This is a genomic window from Stenotrophomonas maltophilia group sp. msm4 (genome assembly GCF_032025605.1).
Taxonomy (GTDB): Bacteria; Pseudomonadota; Gammaproteobacteria; order Xanthomonadales; family Xanthomonadaceae; genus Stenotrophomonas; species Stenotrophomonas sepilia.
Map to the genome: position 1 here is coordinate 638,748 of NZ_JAVSKK010000003.1, position 23,686 is coordinate 662,433.

Consider the following 23,686-nt stretch of genomic DNA (forward strand, 5'->3'; position numbering starts at 1 on the left):
TGCCGTCAACGGGGCATGAAACTTGCCCGCGATGGCTGTCGCAGAACCGACAGAAGGGGGCGTGCAACCGCCTTCAATCTGAGTAGTCGATCACGACGGTCTTCGTCGGCTATATCCTAGCCTTGGCGACGCGAGACCACCGGGGAGGTGGTCGCCCGGGGACACGGATGGCACGCGTGCTGGTAGTGGGAACCGATATCCAGGGCGAGCAGGCCCTGCTGCAACGGCTGCGCCTGGCGTCGGCACTGCCGGACGGCCAGGTCCGCCGCAGCCGGGACCTGGACGATTGCGACCTGCTGGTCATCCGCGATACCCCGGCACTGCGCAACGCGGCCCAGCGCATGCGCCAGCAGCGACCGCGCCTGCAATGCTGGATCGAGGACAACGGCGGCCAACTGCGCGACGGCGACGGACACCAGGATGTTCTCGACGACGGTGCCATCGGCCGCGCGCTGCGTCGCATGCAGTTGGCACCGGAGCCCCTGGCCATGCCCGCACCCGCGCTGATACGTCTGGCCGATGGCGCACACGCCATTACCCGCCTGCTGCGCGAGCGGTTGCCGCTGCGCCATGGCCAGGCACTGTTGAGTGATGCGGGCGAGCCTTTGCTGCTGATGGATCTGGAGCACGACCAGGCCGTGCTGTTGCAGGAACCCGCGAGCGCGCTGGTGGAGCGCCTGGCCGATGCTTTCGAACGCCTGCAGCTGGATGCACTGACGCCAATGCGCCTGCAGGCGCTGGCTGGTGAGCGAACACGCCAGCCGCTGCGGCCGCTGTTGTGGCAATGGGCGCAACGCAGCCGCCACTGGCAGGCACTGGACGAACGCCTGCGCGGCGCTTCGGTGAAGCTGCTGCGCTGGCCGGATTTCCGCGTACTGGGACACGACCACGATGGATTCCGCCTTTGCTCGTTGCTGCTCAAGCGCGCGTGCACGGTTGAAGAATGCGCGATGCTGCTTGAGCTGCCGGCGTCGGCCGTTCGCGATTTCATCCACGCGGCCTACCTGTGTGGCTACGCGCAGCTGCAGGCCGCCCCGGCGACGCCGATGATGGCGACCGGTGGCACCCGCACCGACAACGGACTGCTTGCCCGCCTGTGGCGGCACTTGCGCGGGAGTGAGCGCAATGCGTGAGCACAAGGTGGTGGTGCTGGGCGGCATGGGCAGCGGCAAGTCGACGCTGGTGCGCAGCATCGCGGCCGGCGCGGTAGTCGACACCGATGTGGCCAACAGTGATCGCCTCGGTGCCGACAAGGCCTCCACCACCGTCGCGCTGGACTATGCAGACATCGACCTGCCCAACGGAGAACGCCTGCGTCTGTACGGAACGCCCGGCCAGCAGCGTTTCGATTTCCTGTGGCCGATCCTGCTGCAGGGTGCACGGGGCGCGGTGCTGCTGCTGGACGCACGGCGCGCCGGCATTGCCAGCGAGCTGCAGGACTACCTGCAGGTGCTGCAGCCGTTCGCATCATCCCTGGCACTGGTCGTGGCCGTCAGCCACCTGGACCAGGCACCACAGGCGGCGCTGGATGACTGGGCCACGCACGCCTGCCTTGACGACCAGCCACTGCCGTTGCTGGCCGTCGATGCCCGTGACCGCGAACAGGGACTGCTGCTGATGGATGTACTGATGAGCGAAATGGAAGCGCACGCACTGGTGGCTGCGCATGGGTGACGGGCAGATGGCGGTACTGCCCGACGCGGGCCAGCGTGAGCGCCTGCAGCCGCTGCTGCAGGACCTGCAGCAGCGGGTGGAAGGCGTGCGCACGGTGGTGCTGGCCAGCGTCGATGGCTTTGCCCTGGTCAGCGCCGGTGCCGACGGGCGCGGCGAACGGCTGGCGGCGATGACCAGCGCGATGCTGGCGTTGGCCGCAGCGGTGGGGCGCGAACTGGTGCTGGGCGATCTGCAGACGCTGATGCTGGAAGCGATGGGCGGGAAGGTGCTGATGCTGGCGATCCAGGCCGAAGGGCGTGCGCCGCTGCTGCTGATGGCGGCCTGCGACCAGCGCAGCGTGATCGGGCAGGTGCTGTGGCAGAGCAGGGAATGTGGCCAGGCGATCCTGGCCGAACTCGGCGGATCGTGAGCCCGGCCGCAGGGGAACGAGGGGCTCGAACCAACATCGACAAGGGGTGCGACGTGGCTGGATTGAATGAATCGTTGAACGCACTGATGGGCATCGACGGCGCGCAGGCAGTGGCGCTGGTCGACTACGAAAGCGGCATGCTGCTGGGCGAAGCCGGTGCCGGCATGGACATGGAAGTGGCCGCCGCCGGCAACACCGAAGTGATCCGGGCCAAGATGAAGACCGCTGCCTCGTTGAACCTCAATGACAGCATCGAGGATATCCTGATCTCGCTGGGCAAGGCGTACCACATCATGCGACCGGTCGCGAAGAAGAAGGGCCTGTTCTTCTACATCGTGCTGGACCGGACCAAGTCCAACCTTGCACTGGCCCGACGCAAGGTGCAGGACGTAGAGGCCGAACTGGCGATCTGAGCCGGTAGTGCCGGCCGCTGGCCGGCGTCTGCATCGATCCATCGACGGTCCAGGTGCTGCCGGCCAGCGGCCGGCACTACCTTCGCACTCGACGCCATTGCACACGCCAGCGTATGGTGAAGCCGGTCCTCCCGGCTGAGTCCTGCATGTCCGAGCCTGATATCGATGCCGAGCTGGCGTCGCGCATCGCTGGTGCCATCCACGCTGGCTTCGAGCAGTACCACGCCCGCTTTGCGGCGATCACCGCCCGCGCGCGGCAGCGTTTCGAGCAGCGCGACTGGGCGGGCGCACGCCGGGATGCAGTCGAGCGCATCGCGTTGTACGACCTGTGCATTGCCGAACAGATGGATGCACTGCGGCGCCTTGCCGGCGAAGCGATCGGGGAGCGCGCACTGTGGCTGCAGGTGCATGCACGCTACAGCGAATTGCTGCGGGGGCTGATCGACGCCGAACTGTACAAGACGTTCTACAACACCCTGTCGCGGCGCTTGTTCTCCACCCGTGGCGTGGATCCGGCGCTGGAGTTCATCGCCTTTGACGTCGAGCCGTCCGATGCGATCACCCATCCGGTCGCGCGGCATACCTACGCGGTTTCACCGACGCGGCCGGTGGAGGCCCTGCAGCGCGTGTTGGCCGATTACCGCTTCGACATTCCGTATGCGCACCAGTTGCGCTGCGCGGCGGCCATCGCCGTGCGCCTGCAGGATGATCTGGCCCACTGGGGCGATACGCCGGTGCGCAGCATCGAGCTGCTGGACACCGTGTTCTATCGCGAGCGCCGTGCCTACCTGGTGGGCCGCGTGTTCGGCGAGCACCGCTTCTCACCCTGCGTGATCGCGCTGGTCAACGATGAGCGTGGCTTGCGTGCCGACGCGGTGCTCACCCGGCGCCGCGACGTCGCCCACCTGTTCGGCGTGTCGCGCAGTTATTTCCAGGCCGACCTCGCCACGGTGGGCGATGCGGTGGTGTTCCTGCGCAGCCTGCTGCCAAGCAAGCCCATCGATGAGATCTACACCGTTCTGGGCCGTGCCAAGCAGGGCAAGACCGAGCGCTACCGGACCTTCTTCCGCCACTTCAACGAGCATCCGCAGGAGCGGCTGGTGCCCGCCGAAGGCACACCTGGCATGGTCATGGCAGTGTTCACCCTGCCCAGCTATCCGCTGGTGTTCAAGCTGATCCGCGACCGCTTCGCGTGGCCCAAGGCGATGTCGCGGCAGCAGGTGGAAGAGAAGTACGCGCTGGTGTTCAACCTCGACCGCGTCGGCCGCCTGCTAGATGCGCAGCCGTATCGCCACCTGCGCTTCCCGCGCGACCGCTTCGCGCCGGCCTTGCTGGAGGAGCTGCTGCAGCAATGCGCGCAGACCGTGCGGGTCGATGGCGACCATGTGGAAGTCGCACTTTGCTACGTACAGCGTCGCTTCCGTCCATTGAACCTGTACCTGCGCGAGCAGGGGGGCGAGGCGGTGCGCGCAGCGGTACTCGACTACGCGCAGGCGATCACCGACATGGCGCGCAACAACATCTTCCCCGGCGACATGCTGCCGAAGAACTTCGGCGTATCGCGGCATGGCCGGGCCGTGTTCTACGACTACGACGAGCTGTGCCTGGTCAGCGACTGCGTGTTCCGCGCCTGGCCGCAGCCGCGTACGCCGGAGGAAGCCATGGCCGATGAACCCTGGTTCCATGTCGGTCCACGCGACGTGTTTCCCGAGCGCTTCGGCCCGTTCATGGGCCTGCCCGCCAGCGAACTGGCGGCGGTGAGGGAGCACTACCGGCACCTGTTCGATCCGGCGTGGTGGCAGGACCTGCAGGCGCGCTTCGCCGAGGGGAACTATCCGGATACGCCGCCCTACGCGGCGGCCCATCGCCTGGCCTGAACGGCGTGGCGTGAAGCACGTGCCGGTCCGGTCAGGACTGCGGTACGCTCGGTGCTCACTTCATCACCACGGATCCGGCAATGATGCGTTCCCCCCTGTTCCTTGCCCTGGCCCTGGCGTTCTCCGCCGGTGCCCCCCTGCTGCCAGCCGAGGCCGTCGCCCAGAACGCGCGCGCCGTGCGTGCCACCGCCGAGATGAGCATGGCGCTGTCGGGCAGTATCGACGTGGCGGCCGATGGTTCGGTCAGCGCGCTGGTCCTGGACCAGCAGGCGATGCTCGCACCGGGTATCGCCTCATTCGTGGAGGGCACCATCCGTGGCTGGCAGTTCGAGCCGACGCTGCGCGATGGCAAGCCGGTGGCGGTCCACGCACCACTGCGGGTGCGCCTGCGTGGCAAGCAGCAGGAGGACGGCAGCTACCAAGTCAGCATGACCAGTGTCGACTTCAGTGAGTATGACCCGAAGGCTACCGATTCGGTGACCCGGAAGAGCATGCCGCCACCGCGCTACCCCGAGGATGTCTTCCGCAGTGGTGGGCAGGGTGATGTGCTGCTGCTGGTCAAGGTAGCCCGCGATGGGACCGTGGCCGACGTCATTGCCGAACAGGTGAACATGACCGTGGTCGCGCCGGAGCGGACCCTGGCCAAGATGCGTGACCTGCTCGCCAAGGCCAGCATCAGCGGCGCGCGCAAGTGGACCTTCATCCCGCCGACCACCGGCGAGAACAGCACGCGCGACTTCTGGACCGTGCGCGTGCCGGTGAACTTCGCCCTGAACAGCGACACCGGCAGCAACGGCAATGCCCAGCCGGAGCGCTATGGCCGCTGGCGTGCCTACATCCCCGGCCCGCGCCAGGCCGCACCGTGGCGCAGGCCGGATGCCGTCGAACAGGCGGGCAGTGATCTGCTGCCGGCCGGGGGCGTGTACATGGTCGATGGCACCCAGCGCGGCCTGCGCCTGCTGACACCGTTGGCGCAGCGCTGAGCCCGGCGCGGTGAAGCGGTCGGCCAGGCCGGCCGCTTTTCAGTCCGCGTACGGGTAGACCACCACCCGGTTGCGGCCCTGTTCCTTGGCCATGTACAGGGCCTTGTCGGCCAGCCGCAGCGCCTGCTCGGCATCGACATGGAAGCTGGGGAAGTGGGCCACGCCCAGTGACACGGTGATGGTGCCGACCGGCTCGAACGGGTGATCGGCGATGTGCTGGCGCAGGCGCTCGCCAGCTTGGCGCGCCGAGTCGGTGCTGATGCCCGGCAACAGCAGCAGGAATTCCTCGCCGCCGGCGCGGCAGAGGATGTCGCTGTCGCGCGAGTAGCGGCGCATCTGGTCGGCGATATGGACGATGGCGGCGTCACCGACGTCATGGCCGTGGCTGTCGTTGATCGATTTGAAGCGATCGATGTCCAGCGCCAGGATCGCGAACGGAATGCCCTGCACCTGCAGCGCATCCAGCGCCTGCTGCAGGCCGCGGCGATTGAGCAGGCCGGTCAGCGGATCGGTACGGTTGGCGCGGCTGAGCGTGCCGATGCGGTCCTGCAGCGCGTTGAAGCTGTGCAGCACCGCCTGCTTGAGCTGGGCCACCTCGAAGTACCAGGCGCGGATGCCGCTGACGTGGCTGATCGCGTTGCCGGTGTCCTCGCCACCCTGCACGTTTCGCGCCAGCTGCCACAGCGGCATCGAGATGCGACGGGCGAACCACCAGGTGACCAGCAGTGACAGCAGGCCGAGCGGGATCGCATTCCAGATCACCGCGGTCATCAACCGTGACAATGGCTGCAGCGTGGCCTCGGTCGGCCGCTGGGCGATGATGCCCCAGCCGGTGGCCGGCACCGGTGCATAGCCAGCCAGCATCGATACGCCCAGGTTGTTGCGGACCTGCTGCGCACCGCGTTCACCGCGCACGACTGCCTTCACCGCCGGGTTGCCGACCACGTAGTCGCCGACCCGCTTGCCATCGGCGTGGTACAGCAGGCGGCCATTGCGGTCCACCACGTACAGGTACGAGCCGTCGCGGTAGTAGTGCTTGCCCAGCAGCGTGTGCAGCGCACTGCGCTGGCGCAGGTAGAGGGTGCCGCTGACGTAGCCGCGATAGCGGCCCTGGCGATCGAAGATCGGGTGCGACAGCGAGACCAGCAGCTTGCCGGTGGTCGACTGGTAGGGATCGCTGATCATCGGCTGGCGCGCGGCCAGTGCGGCGTTGTTGCCGGCGCTGTGCAGGATCTCGCCCTGCAGCTGCAGGGTCTGCGGCGAGGTGGCGATCACCAGGCCGTCGGCGTCGACCACCAGCGAGGAGTTGAAGCTGTTGGTCTGCAGCTGCAGCCGGCTGGCTTCATCCTGGGCCTGTGCCGGATCGAGATCATTCTGGCCGAGCCGGGTGGCGGCGTAGGCCAGCTCCTGCTGCGCGGCCAGCAGGAAGTTCTGGGTGGTCTCGGCCAGCTTGGTGGCATAGACGCGGTTGGCCTCCAGCGTGTTGCCGACCAGCTGGTCGCGCTGCACGCGGTAACTGGCCAGCAGGGTATTGGCCAGGGCAATGATGGCGCTGAGCAGGGCCAGGGCGAGGATCAGCTTGCCCAGGTTGAGGCGGGGGGACAGCGTTCGCATGCGTCGACGGATCCGGCAGGAGGCTGGACCCGACCGGTTCTCCGGAAGGGGCGACAGCGGGAATCGGTGGCCACGCCCTTGGGGCCGGGCAGGGTATGGGGCGAATTATCGCCAAAAGTCAGCGGCGGCAAAGTGAAGCAGGTCGCCCTGCAGGCAAAAAAAAAACCTGCCGCAGCGGGCGGCAGGTTCTTTTCGATGCAATGGCGCGGATCAGCGCTTCATCGAACCGAAGAACTCGTCGTTGGACTTGGTGTTCTTCATCTTGTCGAGCAGGAATTCCATCGCGGCCATTTCATCCATCGGATGCAGCAGCTTGCGCAGGATCCAGATCTTCTGCAGCAGTTCCGGTTCGATCAGCAGGTCTTCGCGGCGGGTACCGGAACGGTTGATGTCGATGGCCGGGAACACGCGCTTTTCAGCGATACGACGGCTCAGGTGCACTTCGCTGTTGCCGGTGCCCTTGAACTCTTCGTAGATCACCTCGTCCATCTTCGAGCCGGTGTCGACCAGCGCGGTGGCGATGATGGTCAGGCTGCCGCCTTCTTCCACGTTGCGCGCGGCACCGAAGAAGCGCTTCGGGCGGTGCAGGGCGTTGGCGTCCACACCACCGGTCAGCACCTTGCCCGAGCTCGGCACCACGTTGTTGTAGGCGCGGGCCAGGCGGGTGATCGAGTCGAGCAGGATCACCACATCCTTCTTGTGCTCGACCAGGCGCTTGGCGCGCTCGATGACCATTTCGGCCACCTGCACGTGGCGCGCGGCCGGCTCGTCGAAGGTCGAGCTGATGACCTCGCCGCGCACGGTGCGCTGCATTTCGGTCACTTCTTCCGGGCGCTCGTCGATCAGCAGCACGATCAGGTGCACGTCCGGATGGTTGGTGGTGATGGCGGTGGCGACCTGCTGCATCATCATCGTCTTGCCGGCCTTGGGCTGCGACACGATGAGCGAGCGCTGGCCCTTGCCCTGCGGCGCCATCAGGTCGAGGATGCGGCCGGTGATGTCTTCCGACGAACCGTTGCCACGCTCAAGGGTGAAGCGGCGGCGCGGGAACAGTGCGGTCAGGTTCTCGAACAGCACCTTGTTCTTCGACGCTTCGATCGGCTCGCCGTTGATGGTGTCGACGATGTTCAGCGCGAAGTAGCGCTCGCCGTCCTTCGGGAAGCGGATGCGGCCGGAGATGTGGTCGCCGGTGCGCAGGTTGAAGCGGCGGATCTGGCTGGGCGAGATGTAGGTGTCGTCAGGGCCGGCCAGGTAGCTGGCTTCGGCCGCGCGCAGGAAACCGAAGCCATCCGGCAGGATTTCCAGCACACCATCGGCGGCGACGCCGTCACCGTGGCGGGTCAGCACCTTCAGCAGGGCGAAGATCACGTCCTGCTTGCGGGCACGGGCCACGCCTTCGGAGATCTGCAGCTGCTCGGCGATTTCCAGCAGCTTCTGTGCCGGCATGCGCTTGAGGTCGCTCAGCGAGTACACCGGGAAGCCCTCGGGCACGTTGGCGTGCGGGCGCGGCACGAACGGCTGCTGTTCGCCGCCGTCATTGGACATGCCATCGTCGCGGAAGCGGTTGTTGCGGTCACGGTCGCGGCGGTTGCGGAAGCGGTCGCGGCGGTTGCCCTGACCTTGCCCCTGGCCCTGCTGGCCGTTCTGGTTGTACGGGTTCTGGCCCTGGTTCTGGCCACCCCCCTGGTGATTCTGCTGCCGCGGCTGGCCGGATTCGCGGCCCTCGCCACCCTCGCCACCGCCACTGCTGGCAGGGGCCTCGGCGGCGGGCGCGCTCGGCGCAGGTGCTGCGGCCGGCGCCGGTGCTTCGGGCGCGGCGGCCAGCGGCAGGGTCGGCTGCGCCGGAGCGGCGCTGGTTTCTGCGGCTGCCGGGGCGGCGGCCTTGCTCACGCGGGGCTTGCGCACGCGCTTTTCGGCGGGCGCATCAGCGCTGCCGGTTTCGGAAGTGTTATCGGACAAGAGCGTTATTCCTCGCTTGACGGTGCGAGCGCCCGGCTGGGGCGGCGAACGTTGGGAATGGGTCTGGAAGAAACTGCGTCCAGAGGGTGCGGCACGCGAACGCGGCCGGATATGCCGACACTATCATCGGCCTGCGGCGCCATGCAAGGGTCGCCGGGAACAGCATTCATCATGGGCGTGGTGCGCCCGCCGGCCGCCGCGCGCGGCGGCTGCCGGAGACCGGCAGGATCAGGCCAAGGCCTTGTCCAGCAGGCCGGCCAGCTGGGCCTTGCCCACCGCACCGATCTGCTCGCCGACCTTCTCGCCATCCTTGAACACGACCAGGTACGGAATCGAACGCACGTGGTACTTCGCGGCCAGCGCACGGTTGTGGTCAACGTTGACCTTGGCGATCTTGGCGCGGCCCTGGTAGGCATCGGCCAGCTCGTCCAGCGCCGGGGCGATCATCTTGCAGGGGCCACACCACTCGGCCCAGAAATCGACCAGCACCGGTTCCTTGGAATTCAGCACTGCGCTATCAAAGTCGGCGTCGCCGACATGTACAACCTTGTCGCTCATCTTGGTTTCTCGTCTTGGATTGCACCCGGCCATGCCGGAGGTGGGTGAACTGGGCCTTGCCCGGTGGCGCGACCCTCGTCGTTGCCTCGCGGCGCACTGCCGCGGTGCGTTCGGCGGGATGCCTGGACGCTCACGGCCGGCAGTGTACCCCTATCGCGGGGCAGGGACAGGCGCCGTCTGGAACCCAGCGTATCGTGATCGCTTCGATGGCCGGTATGTGTCGGATTTCACTGTCTTCCTGAAGATGGGGCTGGCAGTGGGCGACACCAGCGCCTCCGTGCAGGCCGTTCAAGTCCGGTGTGGCTGGGTGAAGGTCACGTCTCTGGATGCCATGAGACGTCGCATTCCGGTTTGCCTGCCCGAGTGCGTTAAACTGGGACATTGTGCGGCGCACGGACCGAGGGGTCCCGGCCTGCCAACCCGCCGCAGGGGCCGCAGTTTGCGACGGTTCCCCTAGACGCTGAAGTGCCAGCCGCCCCAAGGGCCGGCGGCCATACCAAGACGGACTCATGAGCGACAAACCGCTGACCGATTTGACCTTCTCCTCCTTCGAGCTGCACCCGGCCCTGCAGGCCGGCCTTGAAGGAGCCGGATTCACCCGATGCACCCCGATCCAGGCGCTGGCCCTGCCGGTCGCGCTGCCCGGTGGTGATGTTGCCGGCCAGGCCCAGACCGGTACCGGCAAGACCCTGGCCTTCCTGGTCGCTGTCGTGAACCGCCTGCTGACCCGTCCGGCGCTGGCCGACCGCAAGCCGGAAGACCCCCGCGCCCTGATCCTCGCCCCGACCCGCGAACTGGCCATCCAGATCCACAAGGATGCGGTGAAGTTCGGTTCCGACCTGGGCCTGCGTTTCGCGCTGGTCTACGGTGGCGTGGATTACGACAAGCAGCGCGAGCTGCTGCAGCAGGGCGTGGACGTGATCATCGCCACCCCGGGCCGCCTGATCGACTACGTCAAGCAGCACAAGGTGGTTTCGCTGCATGCCTGCGAGATCTGCGTGCTGGACGAAGCCGACCGCATGTTCGATCTGGGCTTCATCAAGGACATCCGCTTCCTGCTGCGCCGCATGCCGGAACGCACCATCCGCCAGACCCTGCTGTTCAGCGCCACCCTCAGCCATCGCGTGCTGGAGCTGGCCTACGAGCACATGAACGAGCCGCAGAAGCTGGTGGTCGAAGCCGAGACCATCACCGCTGCCCGCGTGCGCCAGCGCATCTACTTCCCGGCCGACGACGAGAAGATCCCGCTGCTGCTGGGCCTGCTGTCGCGCAGCGAAGGCGCGCGGACCATGGTGTTCGTCAACACCAAGGTGTTCGTCGAGCGCGTTGCCCGCTCGCTGGAAAAGGCCGGCTATCGCGTCGGCGTGCTGTCCGGCGACGTGCCGCAGAAGAAGCGCGAGAGCCTGCTCAACCGCTTCCAGAAGGGCCAGCTGGAAATCCTGGTGGCCACCGACGTCGCCGCGCGCGGCCTGCACATCGACGGCATCAAGTACGTCTACAACTACGACCTGCCGTTCGATGCCGAAGACTACGTGCACCGCATCGGCCGTACCGCGCGCCTGGGTGAAGAAGGTGATGCGATCAGCTTCGCCTGCGAACGCTACGCGATGGGCCTGCCGGACATCGAGGCCTACATCGAGCAGAAGATTCCCTCCGAGCCGGTCACCAAGGAACTGCTGACGCCGCTGCCGCGCCCGGAACGCCCGGCCCCGGCTGCAGGCGAGGAAGGCGAGGACAACGAAAGCGTCGGCCAGATCTTCCGTGAAGCGCGCGAAGCCCGCGCCGCCGAGGAAGAGCGTCGGGGCGGCGGCCGCAGTGGCGGTCGCTCCGGCAGTGGTGGTGGTCGTGGTGGCCGTGACGGCGAGCGCAGCGGCGAACGCCGTTCGCGCGGCCCGCGCAAGCCGCGCGTGGAAGGCGAGCAGGGCGCTGCTGCCCCGGTCGCCGGTGCTGAAGGCGCCGCTGCCCAGGCCCCGCGTCCGCCGCGCCCGCCGCGCGCCGAAGGCGCACCGGAAGGTGCCGTGGATGGTGAACACAAGCCGCGCAAGCGCCGTCGTCGTCGCCATGGCCGTCCGGTAGAGGGTGCCGAGGGCGTGCAGGCCAACGCCGGCAACGGCGCGAGCCCGGTGACCCCGGTGCAGGTGGTGGCCAAGCCGGTGCGTACCGCCGCCGATACCGGCGATTCGTTCCTGACCCGCATCGGCCGCAAGATCCGCCGGATGCTGTCGGGCAACTAAGCCGCCGATGGTGCGTGCGGTCCTCAGTCCGCACTGAGCCGAGCATGGGCTCGGCTCTACAGCCCCCATGCCGCCCTGTAGAGCCGAGCCTACGCTCGGCTGCTCCTGCGGCTACCACCAATCGCCCCACCATCTCCACGCCGTCGCGCCGGTCCTGCATAATCGGGGCATGAGTGTCCTGCGCTTCGACAATGTCAGCAAACAGTACGCCGGTGGCCACGAGGCACTGACCGATGTCAGCTTCGAGGTCGCGCCGGGCGAGATGCTGTTCGTCACCGGCCATTCCGGTGCGGGTAAAAGTACGCTGCTCAAGTTGATCCACCTCGACGAGCGGCCCAGCCGTGGCGCGGTGGTGTTCGACGAGCGCAACCTGCTGAAGGTGCGCGGCGGCGACGTGCCGCGCCACCGACGCGCGGTGGGGGCGGTCTACCAGGACCACCGCCTGCTGATGGACCGCTCGATTGCCGAGAACGTGGCGCTGCCGCTGATCCTGCGTGGTACCCGCCGTGGCGACATCAACAAGCGCGTGCGTTCAGTGCTCGAGCGCATGGGCCTGGGCCATCGTGAGAAGGCACTGCCCTCGCAGCTGTCGGCCGGCGAGCAGCAGCGCGTCGGCATCGCCCGCGCCATCGTCGGCGAGCCCAAGCTGCTGGTGGCCGATGAGCCGACCGGCAATCTCGACCCGACCCTGGCAGCGGAGATCATGGCCCTGTTCGCCGAGCTGCCCTCGCGCGGCACCAGCGTGCTGGTGGTCAGCCACGACCTGCCGCTGCTGCGCCGCATGCGCAAGCGCGTATTGATCCTCGACCACGGCCGGCTGGTGGATGACATCTCGCCGCAGGACCTGGCGGAGTAACCGATGGCGAAGAACGAAAACAGCGAAGCCGCCGCCCCGTCGCGCGTGGGCGTCTGGTTCCAGCACCACGTGCACAGCGTGGTGTTCAGCCTGGGCCGCGCCTGCCGCAAGCCGTGGGCGACCCTGCTGACCGTGATGGTCATGGCGCTGGCCCTGGCGTTGCCGCTGGGGCTGTCGATCGCGCTGGACAACCTCAAGCAGTTCGCCGGCAGCGTGCAGCAGTCGCGCGACATCAACGTGTTCCTGAAGGGCAACATCGATGGTCCCGGTGCGCTTCGCCTGGCCGGCCAGCTGCGCGACCGCGATGACGTGGCCGAAGTGAATGTGCGCACACCCGAGCAGGGCCTGCAGGAACTGCGTGATGCCGGCCTCGGTGAGGCGATCGATGCGCTCAACGACAATCCGTTGCCCTCGCTGCTGGTGATCACCCCGGGCCAGGGCAAGGACGACGCACGCCTGGCACGCGCGCTGGAAAGCCTGCCCGAGGCCGATCTGGTGCAGCACGATGCGCTGTGGCGCCAGCGCCTGGACGCCTGGCTGGCGTTCGGTGCACGTCTGGTGCAGGTGCTGTCGGTGCTGCTCGGCGTGGGCGCCGCGCTGGTGGTCGGCAACACGGTGCGCCTTGACATCCAGGCCCGTCGCGAAGAGATCGGCGTGCTGCAGCTGCTCGGCGCGAGCGATGGCTTCATCCGCCGCCCGTTCCTGTACCTGGGCGCGTGGTACGGGCTGGGCGCCGGCGCGGTAGCGCTGGCCCTGATCGGCGCCGCCGGTGCCGCCCTGCGCGTGCCGCTGGCCGAACTCTCGCGCAGCTACGGCAGCCCGTTCGTGCTGCATGGCCTGGACCTGCTGCACGGCGGCCTGGTCCTGGTCGGCACGCTGCTGCTGGGCTGGCTGGGCGCCTGGCTGGTGACCGGCCACTTCCTCCGCCAGACCCGTCCGACCGACACCTGAGACCGGCATGCAACCGCAAGCGCTGAAGCACCTTGAAGGGCCCGCGACGCGGGTGATGGTGGTCGATGGTTCGAAGCTGGTCCGCAAACTGATCGCCGATGTCCTGCAGCGTGACCTGCCGGGCGTGGAGGTGATCGGCTGCGACAGCATCGAGGATGCGCAGCAGGCGCTGGCGCAGGGCCCGGTGGACCTGGTGACGACCTCGCTGACCCTGCGCGATGGCGACGGCCTGGCGCTGGCGCGGATGGTGCGCGAAGCCGCCGGCCAGGCCTATGTGCCGGTGATCGTTGTGTCCGGCGATGCCCAGCAGCACCTGGAGCAGCGACGCTTCACCGAGTACGTCACCGACTATTTCGACAAGGCGCTGGGCCATGAGGCACTGGCGACCTTCATCCGTGGCTATGTGCAGCCGCAGACCATCCCCGGCGCCACCATCCTCTATATCGAAGACAGCCGCGTGGTGGCCGAGGCCACCAAGCGCATGCTCGAGCGCCAGCAGTTGAACGTACTGCACGTGGTCAGCGCCGAAGAGGCATTCACCCTGCTCACTGCCGAGTCGCTGGGCCGCAGCCGCCACCGCATCGACCTGGTGCTGACCGATGTCACCCTGAAGGGCGAACTGAGCGGGCGCGACGTGGTGCAGCGCGTGCGCGTGGACTTCGGTTACGGCAAGCGCCGCCTGCCGGTGCTGGTGATGACCGGTGACGGCAACCCGCACAACCAGACCGGGCTGCTGCAGTCCGGTGCCAACGACCTGGTGCTCAAGCCGATCGAAGAGCGGCTGCTGGTCACCAAGGTGCTGTTCCAGCTGCGCCTGGCCCGATTGAACGATGGACCCCTGATCCGATGATGGATGAAGTAGCCGACACCCCGACGATCCAGCTGGAACCGAGCTGGAAGCAGCATGTCGGCGATTACCTGCTGCAGCCGCAGATGCGCGAGCTGTCCAGCTTCCTGCGCCAGCGCAAGGCCAGTGGCGCGGCGGTGTTCCCGCCCGGCCCGCAGATCTTCGCCGCGTTCGACGCCACGCCGTTCGAGCAGGTGAAGGTGGTGATCCTCGGGCAGGACCCGTATCACGGCCGCGGCCAGGCGCATGGCCTGAGTTTCTCGGTGCCGCCGGGCGTGCCGGTGCCGCCGTCGCTGCTGAACATCTACAAGGAGATCGAGAGCGATCTCGGCATCCCGCGCCCGGACCACGGCTGCCTGATTCCGTGGGCGCAACGTGGGGTGCTGCTGCTCAATGCCGTGCTGACGGTGGAAGAGGGCAAGGCTGGTGCCCACCAGGGGCGTGGCTGGGAGGGCTTCACCGATCACGTGGTGGACGTGCTCAACCGCGAACGCGAAGGCCTGGTGTTCATGCTGTGGGGCGCCTATGCGCAGCAGAAGGGCAAGGTCATCGACACCCGTCGCCATCGCGTGCTGAAGTCGCCGCACCCGTCGCCGCTGTCGGCCCATCGTGGCTTCCTCGGCTGCCGGCATTTCTCGATGGCCAACGAGTACCTGCAGCGCCGCGGCCAGGCCCCGATCGACTGGTCGCTGCCGCCGCGTTCGGCGCTCTGAGCACCGGCGGGCTGCCGGGCCTGAACACCGGGCAACGTCTCCGGGCCTGAATGGGCCTTCAGAACGGCCCGTTCAGCTCCGCTTGACTGAAATCGGCAGGTTTCTGCCGGGTAATTGCCTGAATTCAAAGGGATTGTGAATCCCGAAAAGCGTGCTCGCCACTGTCATCAAATCGCGTTACGGTAGGGCTCTGTTTGGGACCAGTGTTGCATCAATAGGATGCTGGAACTTTTTCCTCCTTTAGCAGTCCAAATCCCGGACTGCTAAGATGGGTGCCTATGAGCCAGAACACCTCTACTGCCCTTGTGGCAAACAATCTCCCGATTCCCAGTGCGCTCGGTTCGCTGGACGCCTACATCGGTGCCGTGCACCAGATCCCGGTGCTGTCGGTCGATGACGAACAGGACCTGGCCCGTCGCTTCCGCGACGGCAACGATCTGGACGCCGCCCGCGAGCTGGTGCATTCGCACCTGCGCTTCGTGGTGCACGTGGCCCGCGGCTACAACGGCTACGGCCTCGCGCTGGGCGACCTGATCCAGGAAGGCAACATCGGCCTGATGAAGGCGGTCAAGCGCTTCGACCCGGACATGGGCGTGCGCCTGGTCTCCTTCGCCGTGCACTGGATCCGTGCCGAAATGCACGAGTTCATCCTGAAGAACTGGCGCATCGTGAAGGTCGCCACCACCAAGGCGCAGCGCAAGCTGTTCTTCAACCTGCGCAAGTCGAAGACGCGCCTGGGCTGGATGAACGCGGCGGAAGTCAGCGCGGTGGCCAAGGACCTGAACGTGTCCGAGCGCGAGGTCATGGAAATGGAATCGCGCCTGTCCGGTCGCGATATCGGTTTCGATGCGCCGACCGACGAGGACAACGAGCACGCCCCGCCGTCGCCGGCTGCGTTCCTGGTTGCCGATGACGAAGACCCGTCGATGGCCTACGAGCGCGAGGACAGCGAAGACAACCAGATGCAGCTGCTGCGCGAAGGCCTGGCCGAACTGGATGCGCGTTCGCGCGACATCATCCGTCGTCGCTGGCTGGATGCCGACAGCAAGGTGACGCTGCAGGAGCTGGCCGACGAGTACGGCGTGTCCGCCGAGCGCATCCGCCAGGTCGAGGCGAACGCGCTGAAGAAGATGAAGGCGCTGTTCACCGCGTAAGGCGGGATGGCGTTGAAGCCAGGAAAAGGCCCGGCATTGCCGGGCCTTTTCTTTTTGGTGGCGTTCCCATCCACGCATGGCGTGGATCTACCCAGTGTCAGTAGAGCCACGCCATGCGTGGCCGCGGCGCGGCCTCAGCCCTCGCGTGCGATCGCGCGCCAGCCGATGTCGGTGCGGTGGAACGCGTTGGCCCAGGTCACCTTGGCCACGCCGGCATAGGCATTGGCCTGTGCGTCGCGCACGCTGTCGCCCAGTGCGGCCACGCACAGCACGCGGCCACCGGCACTGACCACCTGGCCCTGCGCATCCAATGCCGTACCGGCATGGAACACCTTGGCGCTGGCCGGCACGTCGCCCAGGCCGGAAATCACGTCACCGGTGATCGGCGCTTCCGGGTAGGGCTTCGCGGCCAGCACCACGCCCAGTGACGGGCGCGCATCCCACTGCGCTTCTACCTGGTCCAGGCGGCCCTCGATGGCCGCTTCGACCAGTTCGACCAGATCGGACTGCAGGCGCAGCATCACCGGCTGGGTTTCCGGATCGCCGAAGCGCACGTTGAATTCAATTACCTTCGGCGCGCCGCTGGCATCGATCATCAGGCCGGCGTAGAGGAAACCGGTGAACGGGATGCCGTCGGCGATCATGCCCTGCACGGTCGGGTTCACCACTTCGCGCATCACGCGTGCATGCACCCCCGGCGTCACTACCGGCGCTGGCGAGTACGCGCCCATGCCACCCGTGTTGGGGCCGGTGTCGCCGTCGCCGACGCGCTTGTGGTCCTGCGAGGTGGCCATCGGCAGCGCATGCACGCCGTCCACCATCGAAATGAAGCTGGCTTCCTCGCCATCGAGGAATTCCTCGATCACCACGCGGGCGCCGGCATCGCCGAACGCGTTGCCGGAGAGCATGTCACGCACCGCGTCTTCGGCCTCGGCCAACGTCATTGCGACGATCACGCCCTTGCCGGCGGCCAGGCCATCGGCCTTGACCACGATCGGTGCACCCTTCTCGCGGATGTAGGCCAGGGCAGCGTCCACGTCGGTGTGCACGGCATAGAACGCGGTGGGGATGTTGTGGCGGGCCAGGAAGTCCTTGGCGTAGGCCTTGCTGCCTTCCAGCTGCGCGGCGGCGGCGGTCGGCCCGAAGATGCGCAGGCCGGCGGCGCGGAAGCGGTCGACCACACCGGCCACCAGCGGTACTTCCGGGCCGACCACGGTCAACGCCACGCCTTCAGCCTGGGCCAGCGCCAGCAGGCCGTCGATATCGGTCACCTTCACCGCCACGTTGCGGCACTTGTCTTCGCTGGCGGTACCGGCGTTGCCGGGCGCCACGATCACGTCGGTGACACGGGAGGACTGGGCCAGCTTCCATGCCAGGGCGTGTTCGCGGCCGCCGGAGCCGATGACGAGGATCTTCATGGGACAGGGTTCTCGGATACGGAAAAGAAAAGCCGGGCAGGGCCCGGCTTGGTGATGCGGATCAGTGGCGGAAGTGGCGCACGCCGGTGAACACCATGGCCAGGCCATGTTCGTCGGCGGCGGCGATCACTTCGGCATCGCGCATCGAACCGCCCGGCTGGATAACCGCCTTGATGCCGGCGGCAGCGGCGGCATCGATGCCGTCGCGGAACGGGAAGAACGCATCGGAGGCCATCACCGAACCCTCGACCACCAGGTTCGCGTCGGCGGCCTTGATGCCGGCGATGCGGGCCGAGTACACGCGGCTCATCTGGCCGGCGCCGACACCGATGGTGCGGTTGTCCTTGGCGTAGACGATCGCGTTGGACTTCACGAACTTGGCTACCTTCCAGGCAAACAGCAGGTCGGTGAACTGCTTGTCGGTCGGCGCCAGCTTGCTGACCACCTTCAGCTCGTCGCGGGTCATGCCGCGGTTGTCTGACGACTGCAGCAGCAGGCCCGAGCCGACGCGCTTGCTGTCGAAGTTGTTCAGACCGTCGCCATGCGGGATGCGCAGCACGCGTACGTTGGCCTTCTTCTGCGCGTACTCCAGCGCGGCCGGCTCGTAGTCCGGGGCAATCAGCACCTCCACGAACTGGCGGTCCAGGATCACCTTGGCGGTGGCGGCGTCCAGCGGCGTGTTGAAGGCGATGATGCCGCCGAAGGCGCTGGTCGGGTCGGTGGCGTAGGCCAGCTCGTAGGCATCGCCGTTGCCGGCGCCGACGGCCACGCCGCACGGGTTGGCGTGCTTGACGATGACGCAGGCCGGCGCATCGAACTGGCGCACGCATTCCCACGCCGCATCGGCATCGGCCAGGTTGTTGTAGCTCAGCTCCTTGCCCTGCAGCTGCTGGAAGGTGGCCAGCGTGCCCGGGACCGGGTACAGGTCGCGGTAGAACGCGCCGCTCTGGTGCGGGTTCTCGCCGTAGCGCAGGTCCATCACCTTCACGAAGGTGGAGTTCATCTGCGCCGGGTATTCGGCACGGGCCGGCACGGCGGCGTCGGTGGCGGTGACCGCCGACAGGTAGTTGCTGATCGCCGCATCGTACTGGGCGACGCGGTTGAACGCGGCCACCGAGAACGCGAAGCGGGTGGCAGCCGTCAGCTGGCCGCTGTTGGCCTCCAGCGAGGCCAGCAGCTCGGGGTACTGCGACGGGTCGGTGGCCACTGCCACGCGGGCGAAGTTCTTGGCCGCCGAACGCAGCATGGCCGGGCCGCCGATGTCGATGTTCTCGACCGCGTCGGCCAGGGTGCAGTCGGCCTTGGCGGTGACCGATTCGAACGGGTACAGGTTCAGCACCAGCAGGTCGATGGCGCCGATGCCGTGCTCGGCCATCACCGCGTCATCCAGGCCGGAGCGGCCCAGCAGGCCGCCGTGCACCATCGGGTGCAGGGTCTTGACCCGGCCGTCCATCATTTCCGGGAAACCGGTGACCTCGGCCACGTCCTTCACCGCCAGGCCCGCCTCGCGGATCGCCTTGGCGGTGCCGCCGGTGGACAGCAGCTCCACGCCGCGTGCCGCCAGCGCAGTGGCCAGCTCGACCAGACCGGTCTTGTCGGAAACGGAGAGGAGGGCCCGGCGGACGGGCAACAGATCAGCAGTCATGGGACGGAATCGGCAGCGGAGCGGGGCCGATATTGTAGGCGGTGGGGGCCGGTGGCGGGCGCTGGTGGTGGTAATCAACCCGCACCGATGGCCTGTGGCCGCCTTCAGCACCGTCTGGCCGGGGGGGCCGCAATCAATTCGATGGGGCGCGCTGCCCCAATCGGGTAGGCTGTGCGGGAACTGCCAAGGATCAGCGGGTTCGGATCGTGTCGATCTATGCATTGAAAGGACGTTTTCAGGACCTCCTGCGTCCGGCCGTACGCGGCCTGTACCGCGTGGGGATCACCGCCAATGCGGTGACCGTGGTCGCTGCCGTGGTCTCGCTGCTGGTGGCCGGCGCCGTCTGGTGCTGCGCGCCGGCCCAGCCGTGGCTGTACCTGCTGCTGCCGCTGTGGATGCTGCTGCGTATGGCGCTCAACGCGGTGGACGGCATGCTGGCCCGCGAATTCGGCCAGCAGTCGCGGCTGGGTGCCTATCTGAATGAATTGTGCGATGTGATCGCCGATGCGGCGCTGTACCTGAGCCTGCTCAGCGTGCCGGGCGTGCGCCCGGAGCCGCTGTGGCTGCTGGCCTGGACCGCGGCGCTGAGCGAATACGCCGGCGTGCTGGGGCTGATGGTCGGCGCCAGCCGCCGCTATGACGGTCCGATGGGCAAGAGCGACCGCGCCTTCGTGATCGGTGCGCTGGGCCTGCTGCTGGCGTTTGAGTGGGTTGGCGCGATGACGGTCACGGGCGTGGCCGCGGCCATGGCGGTGCTGTGCGTGCTGACGATGATCAACCGGGTCCGTCGCGGACTGCGGGAAACCGCAGTTTCGCCAAATTAATCAAGCAGATAGAAAAAGACAATCAGGAGATTGCATGCGTCAGGCGCAGGAACGGGAATTCCACAGCTTCGACCAGGTACCGCTGTTCTACCGGTACTGGGCCGGCACCACCGCCACCCCGGCCACCCGGGCCATCGTGCTGCTGCACCGCGGGCACGAGCACTCCGGGCGTGTTACCCATCTGGTCGATGAGCTGGACCTGCCTGACACCGCCTTCTTCGCCTGGGATGCGCGCGGCAATGGCCGTTCGCCGGGCGCGCGTGGCGATGCACCGGGCTTTCCGGCGCTGGTGCGCGACCTGGACAGCTTCATCGCCCACATCGGCGCCGAGCATGGCATCGCGGTGGAAGACATCGTGGTGATCGCGCAGAGCGTGGGTGCCGTGGTCGCCGCCACCTGGGTGCACGACTACGCGCCACGCCTGCGCGCGCTGGTGATGGCCTCGCCGGCGTTCAAGGTGAAGCTGTACGTGCCGTTCGCACGCCCGGGCCTGGCCTTGATGCAGAAGCTGCGCGGCAACTTCTTCGTCAACAGTTACGTCAAGCCGCAATGGCTGACCCACGATCCGGCGCGGGTGGAAAGCTACCGCACCGATCCACTGATCACCCGGCCAATCTCGGTGCGGGTGCTGCTGGGCCTGTACGAGGCGGCCGATCGCATCGTCGCCGATGCGCAGGCGATCAGCGTGCCGGTGCAGCTGCTGGTGTCCGGCTCGGACTTCGTCGTGCACCGTGGCCCGCAGGACCGCTTCTACGAGCGCCTGTCCAGCCCGATCAAGGAGCGCGTGCATCTGCCGGGCTTCTTCCACGACACGCTGGGCGAGCGTGATCGGGCACCGGCACTGGCGCGCATCCGCAGCTTCATCCAGGCGCGTTTCGCCGAGCCGTTGCGCGAGCTGTCGCGCCGCGATGCGCACCGCCATGGGCCGACATTTGAAGAGTCTGAAATCCTGGCCTGGCCGCCCGAGCGCAACAGCCTGGCCGATCTTCGCTGGCGCGTGGTGCGCGGTGGCCTGCGCTTTGGCGGCAGACTGTCCGAAGGCATTGCACTGGGCCTGCAGACCGGTTTCGATTCGGGCAGCACGCTGGACTACATCTATCGCGACGAAGCACGTGGCAAAGGCCCGTTGGGTCGCCTGGTCGACCGCAACTACCTGGATGCGATCGGCTGGCGCGGCATCCGCATTCGCGGTCGGCACCTGCAGGAACTGCTGCGCGATGCCGCCCAGCGCCTGCGTGGGCAGGGCATGCCGGTGCGCGTGCTGGACGTGGCCGCTGGCCATGGCCGTTATGTACTGGAAGCGCTGGGCCAGGGCGAGCAACGCGCCGAGCGCATCGTGCTGCGCGACTTCAGCGGTCTGAACGTGACCCAGGGCCAGGCGTTGATCGAGCGCCTCGGTGCGTCCGACATCGCCCGTTTCGAACAGGGCGATGCGTTCGATCCGGTGCAGCTGGCGCAGGTCGACCCGGCGCCGACGCTGGCGGTGGTATCGGGCCTGTACGAACTGTTCCCCGACAACGACGCCGTGCTGCGCTCGCTGCAGGGCATCGCCGCAACGGTGCCGATGGGTGGCTACCTGGCCTACACCGGCCAGCCCTGGCACCCGCAGCTGGAGTTCATCGCCCGCGCGCTGACCAGTCATCGTGGTGGCGCTGCTTGGGTGATGCGCCGCCGCACCCAGCAGGAAATGGATGAACTGGTGCGCCTGGCCGGGTTCGAGAAAGTGACGCAGCGCATCGATGACTTCGGCATCTTCACTGTGTCGCTGGCACGCCGGACCGCGTGATGGCGACGCTGGCTGCAACTCCGCTTGCCACGGCGGGGCGCCCCTGGCGGCGCGCGCTGCTGTGGCTGGCCCTGCTGGGCCCGTTCTTCTTTGCCAGCTACGGCTTCGCCAACTGGATGGCCGGCCGCCACGCCGAACTGCCGGTGATGGCGTTCGGCTGGGAAACGCAGATTCCGTTCGTGCCATGGACGATCGTGCCGTACTGGTCGATCGACCTGTTCTACGCGGTCTCCTTCTTCCTGTGCCGGCAGCGCCTCGAACTGGACCGGCACGCATTGCGGCTGTTCAGTGCACAGCTGATCGCCGTGAGCTGCTTCCTGCTGTGGCCGCTGCGCTTCAGTTTCGAGCGGCCGGAGATCGGCGGTGTGTTCGGCTGGCTGTTCGATGTGCTGCTGGGTTTCGACAAGCCGTTCAACCAGGCGCCATCGCTGCACATCGTGCTGCTGATCGTGCTGTGGGTGAAGTTCGCGCAGTACCTGCACGGTGCCGGGCGCTGGGTACTGCATGTGTGGGCGCTGCTGATCGGCGTCTCGGTGCTGACCACGTTCCAGCATCATTTCATCGACATCCCGACCGGCCTGCTGGCCGGCTGGCTGTGCGTGTGGTTGTGGCCGGAGCAGGGCACGCCACCGCTGCGTGCCTGGCGCATCGTGCGGCATGCCAAGCGGTGGCGATTGGCTGCGCTGTACCTGCTGGGGGCCGCTGTGCTGCTGGTGCCGGTGGTCCTGCTGCGGGGTACGGCGTTGTGGCTGCTGTGGCCGGTGGTGTCGCTGCTGCTGGTGGCGCTGGCGTATGCCGGTCTGGGTACGGCGGTGTTCCAGAAGCGCGCCGATGGTCGCCTGACCATGGCGGCACGCTGGCTGCTGGCACCGTACCTGGGCGCCGCCTGGATCAACTCGCGGCTGTGGACACGGCGTGCGCCGCAGCCGGTGCCGGTGCTGGACGGCGTGTGGCTGGGCCGGATTCCCTGCACGGTATTGCCGGCACCTTTGGTGGGCGTGATCGATGCCTGCGCCGAGCTGTCCTGCCGCGCGCCGGGCGCGGCGTATGCCAGCGTGCCGATGCTGGATCTGGTGGTGCCCACGCCGCACCAGTTGTGCGAGGCCGCCGAGGCCATCGAACGGCTGCGGGTACAGGGACCGCTGCTGGTGTGCTGCGCATTGGGTTACTCACGCAGTGCCGCCAGCGTGGCGACGTGGCTGCTGCGCACGGGCCGTGCCGCGGAAGTCGAGGCGGCGGTCGCCATCGTGCGTGCGGCACGCCCCGGCATCGTGCTGGGCCCGGAGCATCTGCAAGCCATCACCGCAGCGGCTGGAGGGCGCGCATGAGTGCCGTTCCCGAACTGGCGACCATGCAGCTGCTGCTGCGCCAGGGACGCTGGCCCGCGCTGCTGTCACTCGGGCTGCTGCTGGTAGCGCTGCTGCTGCTGGGCATCGAAGCGGGGTTGGCGATGATCGCCGCCGGGCTGTTGCTGCTCAGTGTGGGCGCTGGGCTCATGCAGGCCTACCATGCATGGCGGGTCGGGCTGGACGCGAGCCTGCTGCAGCTGTTGTGCGATGAAGGCCTGGATGGCGAAGCCGCTGCACGCCTTACCGACCAGCTGCTGCAGGACAGTGGCCTGCGCCGCACACCGGCCGATGCGCCGCTGCGCGGCTGGGACGTGCGTTGGGCCGGCATGCGCCGGCTGCTGCTGCGCCAGTACCTGCTGACAGCAGTGCAGGCCGCACTACTGGTGCTGGCCGTAGTGTGGCCGCAGACGTGAACGGGAGGG

General features: G+C 67.6%; 21 protein-coding genes. 16 read left to right on the forward strand and 5 right to left on the reverse strand.

From position 1 onward, the window contains the following. Nucleotides 1-167: 167 nt before the first annotated feature. From ROV93_RS17190 to ROV93_RS17215, 6 genes are all read left to right on the forward strand, one after another. Nucleotides 168-1,133: a hypothetical protein gene (locus ROV93_RS17190; protein WP_072169180.1), complete on the forward strand. Its 966-nt coding sequence runs from the start codon at nt 168-170 to the stop codon at nt 1,131-1,133. Next, the gene (locus ROV93_RS17195; protein ID WP_072169179.1) at nt 1,126-1,674 is read left to right on the forward strand and encodes an ATP/GTP-binding protein; all 549 of its coding nucleotides are present in this window, start codon (nt 1,126-1,128) and stop codon (nt 1,672-1,674) included. Before ROV93_RS17190 ends, ROV93_RS17195 begins: the two co-directional genes overlap by 8 nt. Next, nucleotides 1,667-2,083 (forward strand): roadblock/LC7 domain-containing protein, encoded by a 417-nt coding sequence (locus ROV93_RS17200; RefSeq protein ID WP_061478181.1) that lies wholly within the window; start codon nt 1,667-1,669, stop codon nt 2,081-2,083. Before ROV93_RS17195 ends, ROV93_RS17200 begins: the two co-directional genes overlap by 8 nt. Before the next feature lie 53 nt (nt 2,084-2,136). Further along, complete coding sequence (locus tag ROV93_RS17205; protein WP_005419760.1) at nt 2,137-2,496, forward strand: hypothetical protein; 360 nt, start codon at nt 2,137-2,139, stop codon at nt 2,494-2,496. A 146-nt stretch (nt 2,497-2,642) separates the two neighbouring features. Continuing rightward, on the forward strand, nt 2,643-4,373 hold the full coding sequence (gene aceK / locus ROV93_RS17210) for a bifunctional isocitrate dehydrogenase kinase/phosphatase (protein ID WP_072169178.1): 1,731 nt from the start codon (nt 2,643-2,645) through the stop codon (nt 4,371-4,373). Between the two features lie 80 nt (nt 4,374-4,453). Next, nucleotides 4,454-5,356 carry a TonB-dependent receptor gene (locus ROV93_RS17215; protein ID WP_072169177.1) on the forward strand — a complete coding sequence of 301 codons (903 nt, stop codon included), beginning with the start codon at nt 4,454-4,456 and terminating at the stop codon, nt 5,354-5,356. Nucleotides 5,357-5,395: 39 nt separating this feature from the next. Here ROV93_RS17215 and ROV93_RS17220 read toward each other — a convergent pair whose 3' ends face one another. From ROV93_RS17220 to trxA, 3 genes are all read right to left on the reverse strand, one after another. Continuing rightward, nucleotides 5,396-6,970 carry a sensor domain-containing diguanylate cyclase gene (locus tag ROV93_RS17220; protein WP_005419756.1) on the reverse strand — a complete coding sequence of 525 codons (1,575 nt, stop codon included), beginning with the start codon at nt 6,968-6,970 and terminating at the stop codon, nt 5,396-5,398. A 210-nt stretch (nt 6,971-7,180) separates the two neighbouring features. Continuing rightward, nucleotides 7,181-8,929: a transcription termination factor Rho gene (gene rho, locus ROV93_RS17225; RefSeq protein ID WP_053498291.1), complete on the reverse strand. Its 1,749-nt coding sequence runs from the start codon at nt 8,927-8,929 to the stop codon at nt 7,181-7,183. A 228-nt stretch (nt 8,930-9,157) separates the two neighbouring features. Beyond that, nucleotides 9,158-9,487 carry a thioredoxin gene (gene trxA, locus ROV93_RS17230; protein WP_005411275.1) on the reverse strand — a complete coding sequence of 110 codons (330 nt, stop codon included), beginning with the start codon at nt 9,485-9,487 and terminating at the stop codon, nt 9,158-9,160. A 509-nt stretch (nt 9,488-9,996) separates the two neighbouring features. Here trxA and rhlB point away from each other — a divergent pair. From rhlB to rpoH, 6 genes are all read left to right on the forward strand, one after another. After that, nucleotides 9,997-11,721, forward strand: a complete 1,725-nt coding sequence (rhlB, locus tag ROV93_RS17235; RefSeq protein WP_312540423.1) for an ATP-dependent RNA helicase RhlB — start codon at nt 9,997-9,999, stop codon at nt 11,719-11,721. A gap of 169 nt (nt 11,722-11,890) precedes the next feature. Then, nucleotides 11,891-12,577 (forward strand): cell division ATP-binding protein FtsE, encoded by a 687-nt coding sequence (ftsE, locus tag ROV93_RS17240; RefSeq protein WP_005419728.1) that lies wholly within the window; start codon nt 11,891-11,893, stop codon nt 12,575-12,577. A 3-nt stretch (nt 12,578-12,580) separates the two neighbouring features. Then, nucleotides 12,581-13,528: a permease-like cell division protein FtsX gene (ftsX, locus tag ROV93_RS17245; RefSeq protein WP_005419726.1), complete on the forward strand. Its 948-nt coding sequence runs from the start codon at nt 12,581-12,583 to the stop codon at nt 13,526-13,528. Between the two features lie 7 nt (nt 13,529-13,535). Then, nucleotides 13,536-14,378 carry a response regulator gene (locus ROV93_RS17250; RefSeq protein WP_005411271.1) on the forward strand — a complete coding sequence of 281 codons (843 nt, stop codon included), beginning with the start codon at nt 13,536-13,538 and terminating at the stop codon, nt 14,376-14,378. Then, nucleotides 14,375-15,088, forward strand: a complete 714-nt coding sequence (gene ung / locus ROV93_RS17255) for a uracil-DNA glycosylase (protein ID WP_005419723.1) — start codon at nt 14,375-14,377, stop codon at nt 15,086-15,088. The genes ROV93_RS17250 and ung overlap by 4 nt, the downstream gene beginning before the upstream one ends. Before the next feature lie 278 nt (nt 15,089-15,366). Then, complete coding sequence (gene rpoH / locus ROV93_RS17260; protein WP_005411269.1) at nt 15,367-16,242, forward strand: RNA polymerase sigma factor RpoH; 876 nt, start codon at nt 15,367-15,369, stop codon at nt 16,240-16,242. A 134-nt stretch (nt 16,243-16,376) separates the two neighbouring features. Here rpoH and purD read toward each other — a convergent pair whose 3' ends face one another. Beyond that, nucleotides 16,377-17,660: a phosphoribosylamine--glycine ligase gene (purD, locus tag ROV93_RS17265; RefSeq protein ID WP_072167298.1), complete on the reverse strand. Its 1,284-nt coding sequence runs from the start codon at nt 17,658-17,660 to the stop codon at nt 16,377-16,379. A gap of 61 nt (nt 17,661-17,721) precedes the next feature. Then, nucleotides 17,722-19,305 carry a bifunctional phosphoribosylaminoimidazolecarboxamide formyltransferase/IMP cyclohydrolase gene (purH, locus tag ROV93_RS17270; RefSeq protein WP_072167297.1) on the reverse strand — a complete coding sequence of 528 codons (1,584 nt, stop codon included), beginning with the start codon at nt 19,303-19,305 and terminating at the stop codon, nt 17,722-17,724. A gap of 206 nt (nt 19,306-19,511) precedes the next feature. Between purH and ROV93_RS17275 the strand changes: the two genes are divergently transcribed. The 4 genes from ROV93_RS17275 to ROV93_RS17290 are packed head-to-tail and all read left to right on the forward strand — an operon-like array spanning nt 19,512 to nt 23,677. After that, a complete protein-coding gene (locus ROV93_RS17275; RefSeq protein ID WP_072167296.1) occupies nt 19,512-20,129 on the forward strand; it encodes a CDP-alcohol phosphatidyltransferase family protein in 618 nt (205 codons plus the stop codon). Between the two features lie 34 nt (nt 20,130-20,163). After that, complete coding sequence (locus tag ROV93_RS17280) at nt 20,164-21,915, forward strand: bifunctional alpha/beta hydrolase/class I SAM-dependent methyltransferase (RefSeq protein ID WP_072167295.1); 1,752 nt, start codon at nt 20,164-20,166, stop codon at nt 21,913-21,915. Next, entirely contained in the window at nt 21,915-23,243 is a 1,329-nt protein-coding gene (locus ROV93_RS17285; RefSeq protein WP_072167294.1) for a phosphatase PAP2/dual specificity phosphatase family protein, read from the forward strand. Before ROV93_RS17280 ends, ROV93_RS17285 begins: the two co-directional genes overlap by 1 nt. Continuing rightward, a complete protein-coding gene (locus ROV93_RS17290; protein WP_072167293.1) occupies nt 23,240-23,677 on the forward strand; it encodes a hypothetical protein in 438 nt (145 codons plus the stop codon). Before ROV93_RS17285 ends, ROV93_RS17290 begins: the two co-directional genes overlap by 4 nt. Nucleotides 23,678-23,686: the final 9 nt, after the last annotated feature.

What these genes read in the sequence shown, in the direction of transcription:
- ROV93_RS17215 (WP_072169177.1), top strand. Translation starts at nt 4,454, where the DNA reads ATGATGCGTTCCCCCCTGTTCCTTGCCCTGGCCCTGGCGTTCTCCGCC.
- ROV93_RS17195 (WP_072169179.1), top strand. Translation starts at nt 1,126, where the DNA reads ATGCGTGAGCACAAGGTGGTGGTGCTGGGCGGCATGGGCAGCGGCAAG.
- trxA (WP_005411275.1), bottom strand. Translation starts at nt 9,487, where the DNA reads ATGAGCGACAAGGTTGTACATGTCGGCGACGCCGACTTTGATAGCGCA.
- ROV93_RS17285 (WP_072167294.1), top strand. Translation starts at nt 21,915, where the DNA reads ATGGCGACGCTGGCTGCAACTCCGCTTGCCACGGCGGGGCGCCCCTGG.
- ROV93_RS17220 (WP_005419756.1), bottom strand. Translation starts at nt 6,970, where the DNA reads ATGCGAACGCTGTCCCCCCGCCTCAACCTGGGCAAGCTGATCCTCGCC.
- purH (WP_072167297.1), bottom strand. Translation starts at nt 19,305, where the DNA reads ATGACTGCTGATCTGTTGCCCGTCCGCCGGGCCCTCCTCTCCGTTTCC.
- ROV93_RS17200 (WP_061478181.1), top strand. Translation starts at nt 1,667, where the DNA reads ATGGGTGACGGGCAGATGGCGGTACTGCCCGACGCGGGCCAGCGTGAG.
- ftsE (WP_005419728.1), top strand. Translation starts at nt 11,891, where the DNA reads ATGAGTGTCCTGCGCTTCGACAATGTCAGCAAACAGTACGCCGGTGGC.
- rpoH (WP_005411269.1), top strand. Translation starts at nt 15,367, where the DNA reads ATGAGCCAGAACACCTCTACTGCCCTTGTGGCAAACAATCTCCCGATT.
- rhlB (WP_312540423.1), top strand. Translation starts at nt 9,997, where the DNA reads ATGAGCGACAAACCGCTGACCGATTTGACCTTCTCCTCCTTCGAGCTG.
- ROV93_RS17190 (WP_072169180.1), top strand. Translation starts at nt 168, where the DNA reads ATGGCACGCGTGCTGGTAGTGGGAACCGATATCCAGGGCGAGCAGGCC.
- aceK (WP_072169178.1), top strand. Translation starts at nt 2,643, where the DNA reads ATGTCCGAGCCTGATATCGATGCCGAGCTGGCGTCGCGCATCGCTGGT.
- ROV93_RS17280 (WP_072167295.1), top strand. Translation starts at nt 20,164, where the DNA reads ATGCGTCAGGCGCAGGAACGGGAATTCCACAGCTTCGACCAGGTACCG.
- ung (WP_005419723.1), top strand. Translation starts at nt 14,375, where the DNA reads ATGATGGATGAAGTAGCCGACACCCCGACGATCCAGCTGGAACCGAGC.
- ROV93_RS17250 (WP_005411271.1), top strand. Translation starts at nt 13,536, where the DNA reads ATGCAACCGCAAGCGCTGAAGCACCTTGAAGGGCCCGCGACGCGGGTG.
- ROV93_RS17290 (WP_072167293.1), top strand. Translation starts at nt 23,240, where the DNA reads ATGAGTGCCGTTCCCGAACTGGCGACCATGCAGCTGCTGCTGCGCCAG.
- purD (WP_072167298.1), bottom strand. Translation starts at nt 17,660, where the DNA reads ATGAAGATCCTCGTCATCGGCTCCGGCGGCCGCGAACACGCCCTGGCA.
- ftsX (WP_005419726.1), top strand. Translation starts at nt 12,581, where the DNA reads ATGGCGAAGAACGAAAACAGCGAAGCCGCCGCCCCGTCGCGCGTGGGC.